Annotated in this window: 9 protein-coding genes and 1 tRNA gene; 9 read left to right on the top strand and 1 reads right to left on the bottom strand. The window is 67.1% G+C overall.

All coding sequences use genetic code 11. The annotated features are described in order from the left end of the window. The 3 genes from NTX40_04240 to NTX40_04230 form a co-directional block, all read left to right on the top strand. Nucleotides 1-760 (top strand): hypothetical protein (locus tag NTX40_04240; protein ID MCX5648293.1); only part of this gene is annotated, 760 nt, incomplete at its 5' end. Nucleotides 761-985: 225 nt separating this feature from the next. Further along, nucleotides 986-1,648 carry a hypothetical protein gene (locus NTX40_04235; protein ID MCX5648292.1) on the top strand — a complete coding sequence of 221 codons (663 nt, stop codon included), beginning with the start codon at nt 986-988 and terminating at the stop codon, nt 1,646-1,648. 39 nt (nt 1,649-1,687) lie between these two features. Continuing rightward, nucleotides 1,688-3,505, top strand: coding sequence for a hypothetical protein (locus tag NTX40_04230; GenBank protein ID MCX5648291.1), 1,818 nt, complete (start codon nt 1,688-1,690; stop codon nt 3,503-3,505). Between the two features lie 161 nt (nt 3,506-3,666). On the opposite strand, the gene NTX40_04225 is transcribed toward NTX40_04230, so the two are convergent. Further along, nucleotides 3,667-3,757 (bottom strand) — tRNA-Leu (locus tag NTX40_04225). A gap of 461 nt (nt 3,758-4,218) precedes the next feature. On the opposite strand from NTX40_04225, the gene NTX40_04220 reads away from it, so the two are divergent. The 6 genes from NTX40_04220 to NTX40_04195 form a co-directional block, all read left to right on the top strand. Next, complete coding sequence (locus NTX40_04220) at nt 4,219-4,998, top strand: class I SAM-dependent methyltransferase (protein ID MCX5648290.1); 780 nt, start codon at nt 4,219-4,221, stop codon at nt 4,996-4,998. Between the two features lie 41 nt (nt 4,999-5,039). Then, nucleotides 5,040-6,383: a Gfo/Idh/MocA family oxidoreductase gene (locus NTX40_04215; GenBank protein ID MCX5648289.1), complete on the top strand. Its 1,344-nt coding sequence runs from the start codon at nt 5,040-5,042 to the stop codon at nt 6,381-6,383. Between the two features lie 51 nt (nt 6,384-6,434). Beyond that, complete coding sequence (locus tag NTX40_04210) at nt 6,435-6,896, top strand: RidA family protein (protein MCX5648288.1); 462 nt, start codon at nt 6,435-6,437, stop codon at nt 6,894-6,896. Between the two features lie 206 nt (nt 6,897-7,102). Further along, nucleotides 7,103-8,050 (top strand): D-2-hydroxyacid dehydrogenase, encoded by a 948-nt coding sequence (locus NTX40_04205; GenBank protein MCX5648287.1) that lies wholly within the window; start codon nt 7,103-7,105, stop codon nt 8,048-8,050. A gap of 169 nt (nt 8,051-8,219) precedes the next feature. After that, complete coding sequence (locus NTX40_04200) at nt 8,220-9,596, top strand: rhamnulokinase (GenBank protein ID MCX5648286.1); 1,377 nt, start codon at nt 8,220-8,222, stop codon at nt 9,594-9,596. 116 nt (nt 9,597-9,712) lie between these two features. Then, the coding region (locus NTX40_04195) for an aconitase family protein (protein ID MCX5648285.1) at nt 9,713-10,185 on the top strand (473 nt) is incomplete at its 3' end.

Raw genomic sequence — 10,185 nt, 5'->3', positions numbered from 1 at the left:
GGAGTCTATGGCGCGGAAAGAACAGGGACGCGTGCCGAAACGGATTTTGCGCGGCAAGATGCCGCGAGAATCGTTCGACCTCGGCGGGCGGACGTACCGGCTGGAGAAGGTGCTGAAGCAGGATTTTTTTGCGGCGACGGGACGGTACGCCGGGCCGGACGGCTGGCGCGTCGTGCTGAAGCACTACCACACGGACCCCTGGCTCGGCATCGGCCTGGAGTGGGCGGGCCGGCGGATGGCGGACCGCGAGATCCGGCATTACCGGATGCTCCAGGATTTGCCGAACGTTCCGCGATTCCTCGGGCGCATCGGCAAGAGCGCGTTCGCCCACGCGTGGGTCGAGGGGGAGGACCTCCTGGACCGCAAGACGAAAGTGCCGGACGATTTCTTCGACCGCCTGGAGGCGCTCCTCTCGGCGATCCACGCGCGGGGCATGGCCTACGTAGATATGAATAAGCCGGACAACGTCCTCGTGGGCCGGGACGGGAGGCCGGTGCTGATTGATTTTCAGATTTCGTGGGCGCCGCGGCGGTCGTGGGGGCCGCTGGGGTGGGCGAAGCGCAGGTTCCTCGCCGCGCTTCAGCGCGAGGACGTGTACCATGTGCGGAAACTGAAGCGCCAGCACCGGCGCGACTTGATGACGCCGCAAGAGATCGAGGCGAGTTACGAACGGACGTGGATTCTCTCGCTGCACCGCGTGGTGGGCGCGCCGCTGCGGGACCTTCGGCGCAAGTTCCTCGAATGGGTCGGGGCGCGGTAGACCGATCGCTCCCTCGCCCTACGCGCCTTTGCCTCGACCCAGCCCCGGAGGCGACAGAACGTGTACGTGATCCAGGCATGGCCACCGGGTTGAGGCGCGGCTTCCGCCTTGACGAAAGAAGCCGTCATGATGGTAGACTACCCGAAACGGCCCGCGGCGGTCGCAGGCCGGAGTTCGCCTGGAGAGTCTCGGCTTATGAAAGTGGCAGAAGGCGGTTCGGCACGGATGACCCTACGACACATCGCCGCAGAGACAGGCCCGGGGCGGCGGGCGCGGAGCCGGCTTGGGCTTGTTTCAGTCCACGTCGCCGTAGCCCTGCTGGCCCTGGTCTCGCCCGGGTTGGCGCAAGCGCCTGTGGATGCGGCACGCGACCAGGAGTTTGAGGAACTCGCAGGTCAGATCAGCCGCCTGAAGACATCGCCCAAGGAGCGGCGCGATCGCCTCAAGGCCGAGGCGCTGGATCCCCAGGCGCTGATCCTGCCGGAGGACACGGATCCCCTGGACGTGGTCCTGAGGCGAACGGGCGCCCTCGTGCAGTACTTCCGGCAACGGGGGTGGCTCCCCGCGCCGGCGCTGAGCGACTTCGAGTCGCAACTGGGCAGGCTGTCCGCCGCGGCGAAATCGACCCCGCAAGGCGGAGACCGCAGAGCCCTTTTCACCCAGGCATGCCAGTTGCGGCGTCGCATCGCCCTGGCCAGTCCGCTGCTCGACTTCGACCGCATCGTCTGCATGCTCGAACAGCCCGGCGACCAGCGTATCATCGAGCAGGCGCGGGCCGTCTGGCCCGGGCACTGCGCCGGGGGCGGGCCGCTCGTCCTCCAGGGCATCAAGTCCAACGCCGGGGCCGCGATGCCTCTGGCGGGCGTCCAGGTGGCTTCCGGGCCGTAGAAGGGCAAGGAACTCACGGGGAAGTTCTCGGGCCTCGAGTTGAGTTACGACGGCACGGAACTCCTGTTTGCCGCCACCACCGACGCGGACGTCTGGCACCTCTTCCGGTTCAACCTGGCCACCCGGGAACTCGTTCAACTGACCGACGGGCCGCACGACGATTTCGACCCGTGCCCGCTCCCGTCGGGGAGGATCGTCTTCACCTCGACACGGCGCGGCGGCGTCGGCCGGTGCGTCCTCACCCCGCAGTCCCTGACCTACACGCTGTACTCCATGGAACCGGACGGCTCGGATATCGTCTGTCTCAGTTATCACGAAACCAACGAATGGGCGCCCACCGTAAGCCACACCGGCAAGATCGTCTACACCCGTTGGGACTACGTGGACCGGCACTGGGGCACGGCCCATCACTACTGGGAATGCTACCCCGACGGGCGGGACCCCAGAAATTACCACGGCAACTACCCCCTGCCCTGGTCGGCCATGCCCGAGGGCGTGCAGCCCGCGCAATACGGAACGCGCGAAGGGGTCAGCGGGCGATTCCTGCGGCCCGACGCGGAGATCTCCTTCCGCCCCGTCCCCGATTCGCCGAAGTACACGGCCACCGCGGTCGGACACCATGAAGGTTTCTCCGGGAGCCTCATCCTGATCGACCCCCGCATTCCTGACGACGGCCGGATGGCCCAGGTCAGGCGGATCACCCCGGAGTACTTCTTCCCCGAGGTGGAGCCCGGCGCCGCCCACGCCTACGGCACGGCCTGGCCGCTCAGCGAGGATTTCTACCTCTGCAATTTCAACGCCGGGCTCTGCCTGCTGGACCGGTTCGGAAACCGGGAACTGATCTACGCCCCGGCACAGGGACAGCATCGTGTGCGGGACCCCTTCCCGCTACGGCCGCGCCGGACACCGCCCATCCTGCCCGTCCTGACCTGGCAGGGCAAACGCGAATCGTTGCCCGACCATCGCCGGGCGGTCATCAGCGTGGTGAATGTCTACGACGCGGACGCCGCAGGCAGGCTGCCCGAGGGCGTCAAGGTGAAGTGGATGCGTATCGTCCAGGTTATCCCCCAGATGCTCGACAACGAGTTCAACATAAAGACGGTCACCCTGCTGTCTTTTGCCAGCGACTCGATTGGCCGCATCCCGCTCGGGGTCGTGCCGGTGGAGGAGGACGGCAGCGTCTACTGCGAAGCGCCCGTGGAGAAGGCGATCTACTTCCAACTCCTGGACGAGAAAGGGATGGCCGTCCACTCCATGCGGTCGGCCACGTACGTCCACCCCGGCGAGCATCTGTCCTGCGCGGGGTGTCACGATAACAAGTGGAAGGCGGTGCAGCCGTATTCGCGGCCTGCCGCACTGAGACGCCCGCCGTCAAGACTCATGCCGGAAGTCGACAGCGGCGCCATGCCCTACAATTTCGTTCAACTGGTCAAGCAGCCCGTCTTCGACAAGGAATGCGTGCCGTGTCACAAGCAGCATCCCAAGGCGCCCGACATGAGTTATGCGTCGCTGGCCCAGTATGATCGGGCGTTCAGTTACCCCGGAGAATCGGGGCTGAACGTGCTGGGGGTCGGCGGGTCGCGGACCACGCCGGGGCGGTTCGGCGCGCACGCCTCGGGCATCATGAAAGCCCTCACCACCAAGCCCCAGCACAAGGACCTGAAACTGTCGGCCGACCAGTGGCGGCGGATCACGCTGTGGCTCGACCTCAACTCGAACGAGATCGGCTGGATCGGCAACGACCGCAGCCAGATCGCCGCCCAGAAGCGCGGCGAGGCCCTCTGGCCGCCCATTGATGTCGACCCATCGCATCCGACCGGGGTGGAGAAGGATTTCCCGGTGAGTCCTCCTCCGTAATCGCTCCCACGGGGCCGGGCGGCTGTTGCACGCGCCCCGTTCCCGGCGTGGGTGGAGTGTGCACCACTCCCTCAAGGGGCTGAACCTCGCCTTGGGCGGCGTGGGTCTTTGCCCGGAAAAGAGAAGGCCGTCCGTTGCGGCGGACGGCCCTCGTGGGTGCCTGGTGCTCGGGACAGGACTTGAACCTGCACGGCCGTTTTTATGGCCACCAGCACCTCAAGCTGGCGTGTCTGCCAATTCCACCACCCGAGCACCTCAACGGAAGAATAGAATCGAGCGCCGCCCCTGTCAAGGGCTTGCCGCGCGGGGGGTCCGGCGGGGTGGCCGCATTTCGTGGCACCTCGTCGAGGCCGCTTTCAAATCTGCGTGTGGCACGGTCCCGGCGCGCCGGGACACGGCCGGGCAAGACCGGCCGTGCCACACCGTGGTTTTGAGGGAAGCCTTGACCCTTTGCCACAAAATGCGGCCACACCCAAAAGGCGGGTGTGACTAATTTTTCTGGCACGGGTGTTGGGCATCGAAAGGGGCCGTAACAAGTGCCGGAGGTCCCGGCGCGCCGGGACCCCTACCGGGGCTGACAAGGAGGACGGGCCCTGCCAAAATCCGTGGTCACACCCCAAAAAGCAAGGCCGCGCGGAAACGTTTGCATTTCGGGGCCGCGGAACCTAGAATCCGGACGTTCCTGTCTGGGTGGGGCAACCGGAGGCGCGACGATGGCTGAGGCTCAGGGTCCCTTCGACGCATTCCAGCCATACTATGACCTGATGGTGAACTGGGAGCACCGGCTGGCGTTCGAGGCGCCGTTTTTTCAGCGCGTCTTTTCGAGCGCGAAGGCGCGGCGGGTGCTGGACTGCGCGTGCGGGACGGGTCATCACGTCCGGCTGTTCGCGCGGTGGGGGCTGGAGGCGGTCGGGTCGGACCTCTCGCCGGCGATGGTCGAAGACGCGCGGCGCCAGACGGGCGGCGAACACGGCAAAGTGCGGTTCGAAGTGGCGGATTTCCGGGACCTGCCGAAACGGTTCGACCGGCCGTTCGACTCGGTTATCTGCACGGGCAACAGCCTGGCGCTGGTGGACTCGCGGGACGGTCTGCGGCAGGCGGTCGCGGGCATGTACGAGATCCTGGCACCCGGCGGGGTGGCGGTGATCCACACGCTGAACTACGCCGTCATCCCCGAGGGCCAGAACCTGTACGAGGGGCCTCGCGTCCGGGCGGTGGACGACCGCGAGATCCTGTTTCTGAAGGTCGTGCGGAAGCAGCGCCAGCACTGCGAACTCGACGTCGTGGTGCTGGAGAAGCAGGCGGGTGAGTGGAAAAGAACCGAGACGCACGCCCGGGCCTGGGCGCTGGAGCAGCCGGAACTGAAGACCCTCGCGACCGAGGCGGGGTTCGTGCGGCTCCAGTTCTACGGCGGGTACGACCCGAAACCGTTTGACCCTGCCGCCAGCCGCGATATGATCCTCGTAGCCCGCAAGGAGAAGGCGGCGAAGTAGCAACCGTTACGCACAACGTTCCCGTTGAAAGGAGCCTCCGCATGAAACCCGTCACCCTGCGTCGGCGAGAGTTCCTGGGGGCGGCCGCTACGGCTGCGGCATTCACCCTCGTGCCGCGGCACGTCCTGGGCGGCCCAAGGCAGATTCCGCCCAGCGAGAAGATGAACATCGCCGGCATCGGCGTGGGCGGCATGGGGGCGTCGAACCTGAGGAGCCTCGAGACCGAAAATATTGTCGCCCTGTGCGACGTGGACCACGCCTACGCCGCCGAGACCTTCAAGCGGTATCCGAACGCCACGCCGTACAAGGATTTCCGCGAGATGCTCGACCGCGAGAAAGGCATCGACGGCGTGCTCGTGGCCACGCCCGACCACACACATGCCGTCATCTCGATGGCCGCCATGAAAGCCGGCAAACACGTCTATTGCCAGAAGCCTCTGACGCACGATGTGTACGAGGCCCGCATGCTCGCCCAAGCGGCCAGGGAAGCCAAGGTCGCCACACAGATGGGCATCCAGGGACACTCCGGCGAGGGCGTGCGGCTGATTTGCGAATGGATCTGGGCCGGACTCATCGGCGAAATTCGCGAGGTGGACGCCTGGTGCAGCCTCTCCTATTACCCGTGGGGCCACGCCGGGTGGAGCAGCAAGTATTCCGAGCGACCGAAGGACACGCCGACCGTCCCGCCGACGCTCGACTGGGACCTCTGGATCGGCCCGGCCCCGATGCGGCCGTATCACGAGGCGTATCACCCGGGCGTGTGGCGGTGCTGGTGGGACTTCGGTTGCGGCATGATGGGCGACCGCGGGGCCCACTCGCTGGATTCGGTATTCTGGGCCCTGAAACTCGGACCGCCCACGAGCGTGGAGGCTACCTCCTGCGGCAACACGAAGGACGTGCATCCGCTGTCGGCGATCGTGACGTTCCGCTTCCCCGCGCGCGGCGACCTGCCGCCGGTGAAACTCACGTGGTACGAGGGCACCCGCCCGCCGCGACCCGAAGGCCTCGAGGACGGCCGCAGGATGCCCGCCGAGGGCGGCGTGATCTTCAAAGGATCGAAGGGCAAGATTATGTGCGGCGTGTACGGCGAGAGCCCGCGCCTCGTGCCCGAGGCCCTCATGAAGGAAGCCAAGTTGCCCGAGAAGACCCTGCCGCGCGTCGCGGGCGGCCACGAACAGGACTGGGTCCGGGCCGCCAAGGCGGGCACGCAGGCCGGGGCCGACTTCGCGTACTCCGGACCTCTGACGGAGATGTGCCTGCTGGGCAACGTGGCCAAACGAGTGGACGCCCCCATCGAGTGGGATGCCGCCAACCTCAAGGTCACCAATCTGCCCGAGGCGAACGCCGTCGTGCGGACCGAGTACCGGAAGGGCTGGAGTTTGTAACGCACGCGCCGGGACCGTAAGGTCGCGGTTATCTCCATGGGGGCACAACAGATGACTCCAGAAGAAAAACTCCGCGCGCTGGGTCTCGAACTCCCCCCGGCCCCCAGGCCCGTGGGCGCGTACGTGCCGGCGGTGCGCACGGGCAACCTCGTTTTCGTCAGCGGCCAATTGCCGATGCGGGACGGCGAACTGATGACCCTGGGCCACGTGGGCGGCGAGGTGACCGTGGAAGAGGCGCAAGACTGCGCCCGCCAAGCGGTGCTCAACGCTTTGGCCGTGGTCGCGGCCGAGGTCGGCGGCCTCAAGCACGTCGCCCGCATCGTCCGCGTGACGGGCTACGTGGCGAGCGCGCCGGGGTTCACGGAGCAGGCGAAGGTGCTCAATGCAGCGAGCGAGTTGCTTGTCGAGATTTTCGGAGATGCCGGACGCCACACCCGCGTGGCCGTGGGCGCCGCCGAACTGCCGCTCGGCGCCCCCGTGGAACTGGAACTCGTCGTCGAGGTGAGCGGTTAATGCTGTTGCACGGTTTTTTCAACGCAGAGGGCGCAGAGAACGCAGCCTCTCGACCATGCTCGGGCTGCCCTGAGCGAGATCGAAGGGCAGAGAACAGCAAAGATAGGGGAACGGCAGCCGCTTTTTGCCGTTGTTACTCAATCCGTCCTCTGCGGTCTCCGCGGCCTCTGCGTTGAGAGCGCCTTGTGGAATTGGGGATCCATGCCGTGAAGATCGTCGTCCTCGACGGCTACACGATGAATCCGGGGGACTTGAGTTGGGAGGACCTCGAGGGACTCGGCGAGTGCACGGTGTACGAGCGGACGCCGCCGGAAAGTGTCGTGGAGCGAGCGGCGGGGGCCGAGGTCGTTTTGACCAACAAGGTCGTCCTCGACGGCGCGGTGATGGCCCGGCTGCCGGCCCTTAAGTACATCGGCGTCCTCGCGACAGGGTACAACGTCGTGGACACGGCCGCGGCGCGCGAGCGGGGAATCGTGGTGACGAACGTGCCGGCCTATTCGACGCGTTCCGTGGCGCAACTGGTGATGGCGCTGGTGCTGGAACTGGCGCACCACGTCGGGCACCACGCGCGGACCGTCCGCGAGGGGCGGTGGACGGCAAGCAAGGACTTCGCGTACTGGGACTGGCCGCTTGTGGAACTCGAAGGCCTCGTGATGGGGATCGTCGGGTTCGGGCGGACGGGCCGGGCGGTGGCGGAACTGGCGCGGGCGTTCGGGATGCGCGTCCTGGTGCACGCGCGGACGCCGACGGCGGAGCCCGGCGTCGAGTTTGTGGACCTCGCGACGCTCTTACGCCGAAGCGACGTCGTGAGCCTGCACTGCCCCCTGACGCCGGAAACCGAAGGCTTGGTGAACGCGAAGCGGCTGGCGCTGATGAAGCCGACGGCGTTCCTCATCAACACGAGCCGGGGGCCCGTCGTCAACGAGCGCGACCTGGCCGACGCGCTGAACTCCGGCCGCATCGCCGGCGCGGGCCTCGATGTTCTCTCGACCGAGCCGCCGAAGGCCGACAATCCGCTGCTCGCGGCGAAAAACTGCTTCATCACGCCGCACTTCGCGTGGGCCACGCGGGCGGCGCGCGAGCGGATGATGAAAACCGTCGTCGCGAACGTGCGGGCGTTCCTGGCGGGCCGGCCGCAGAACGTCGTCTCGTGAGCAGCCCACCACGGAGCGCGCCTCTGAAAGCGCCGAGAACTGGTTTCATAACTAAAGGGTGGCGGGTCTCCTGACCCGCCACCCTCCCAAAAGTCCTGGAAATCGCGGCGGTTCAGGAGAACCGCCGCGCAAGAGATTAGGAAACCAGTTCTAGCGTCAGGAGCAACCGGTGAGAATCCTTGCGATTGACCTTGGGGCTTCAAGCGGACGGATGATCGTCGGCACGGTCGAGCGAGGGCGGATCGAACTGGAGGAGACCTATCGCTTCGCCAACGGCCCGCGGGACGTCAACGGGACGAAACGGTGGGACGTGCCGGCGCTCGTGGAGGAGGTCCGGCGGGGCATCGCGGCCTCCGGCCGGGTGGACAGCCTCGGCATCGACACCTGGGGCGTGGATTACGGGCTGATCGACGAGCGCGGCGACTTGCTGGACCTGCCGTTCGCCTACCGCGACGCGCGCCACCAGGACGCCGTCCCCTATGTCTATCGCCTCGTCCCCCGGGATCGCCTCTACGCCATCACCGGCCTTCAGGAACTGGCGTTCAACACCGTCTTCCAACTGGTCGCCGAACAGCAGAAGCGTCCGGAGATGATCCGGCGCGCCGCCCGGATGCTCCTGATGCCGGAACTCGTGACGTACCTGCTGACGGGCGAGGCGCGGGCCGAGTATAGCATTTCGAGCACGACGGGCCTGCTGAACGCCAGGGCCCGCGACTGGGACGGCGACCTGGTCCGGGCGCTGGGTCTGCCGGAACGCCTTTTCGGCAAGATCGCCATGCCGGGCGCTCCTGCCGGCCGTTTCGGGGGCACGGCGGTCCACTTCCCCGCGACGCACGACACGGCCAGCGCGGTGGCGGCCGTCCCCGCGGTGGGTGGCGGCGAGTGGGCGTACGTGAGTTCCGGCACATGGTCCCTGATGGGGGCCGAACTCGAGGAACCCGTTCTCACGCCCGAAGCCTCGGCCTCCAACTTCACCAACGAAGGAGGCGTGGACGGCACGATCCGGTTCCTGAAAAACATCAACGGCCTGTGGCTCATCCAGGAATGCCGGCGCCTCTGGGCCGAGCAAGGTAAGGCCATGACGTTCTCGGAGATTGCGGCGGCGGCCGAGGCCTCCGACTACGGCGAGACGATCGATCCGAATGCCGCTCGCTTCTTCGCCCCACGGAACATGCCTGAGGAGATCGTCCAGGACCTCGCGAGCCGCGGCGCCCCCCTGCCCCGCAGCGAAGCCGACATCGCACGCTGCTGCTACTTGAGCCTCGCCGGAGCGTACCAGCGCGAACTGGATCGTCTCCAGCACGTGACGGGCCGGCGATTCGAGCGCCTGCACATCGTCGGCGGCGGGTGCCAGGCCCGGCTGCTGAACCAGATGACGGCCGACGCCGTCCGGATTCCCGTTTACGCCGGGCCCACGGAGGCGACCGCCCTGGGCAACATCGCCGTCCAGGCCCGGGCTTTGGGCCACTTCGCCAACCTCGAAGAATCCCGCCGGGCCATCGCCGAGGCGTTCCCGCCCGAGGTGTACGCGCCCTCGGACGCCTGAGCGAGCGGCGCCCTCGACGGCCGCACCCGTGCCGCTTCGCCCCTTTCGCCTTGAGGAACCGCGTCCGCCGTCCTATAATTCCTCCCTGAATCCGGTCGCGTGGAGGAAAGCCCGTCATGGCCAAGACGCTCACCTATAAGATCCTCGAAGCGCATCTCGTTGAGGGGCGCCTGGAGGCCGGCGCCGACATCGGCATCCGCATCGACCAGACCCTGACGCAGGACATCACGGGCACGATGGCGATGATGGAGTACGAGGCGATGGGCGCCCCGCCCCCCGCCACCGAACTCTCGGTCAACTACGTCGACCACAACATGATGCAACTCGGATTCGAGAACGCCGACGACCACGAGTTCCTGCGGACGTTCTCGGCGAAGCACGGCATGCATTTCTCGAAGCCGGGCAACGGCATCTGCCACCAGGTCCACCTGGAGCGGTTCAGCGCGCCGGGCAAGACGCTCCTCGGGGCCGACAGCCACACGCCGACCTCGGGCGGCGCGGCGATGCTCGCCATCGGGGCCGGCGGCCTGGACGTCGCGTGCGCCATCGCCGGGATGCCGTTTCACCTGGCGTGCCCGAAGGTGCTCGG

The sequence above is a fragment of the Planctomycetota bacterium genome (assembly GCA_026387035.1).
GTDB lineage: Bacteria > Planctomycetota > Phycisphaerae > FEN-1346 > FEN-1346 > JAPLMM01.
This window is presented reverse-complemented; position numbering and strand designations above follow the sequence as displayed.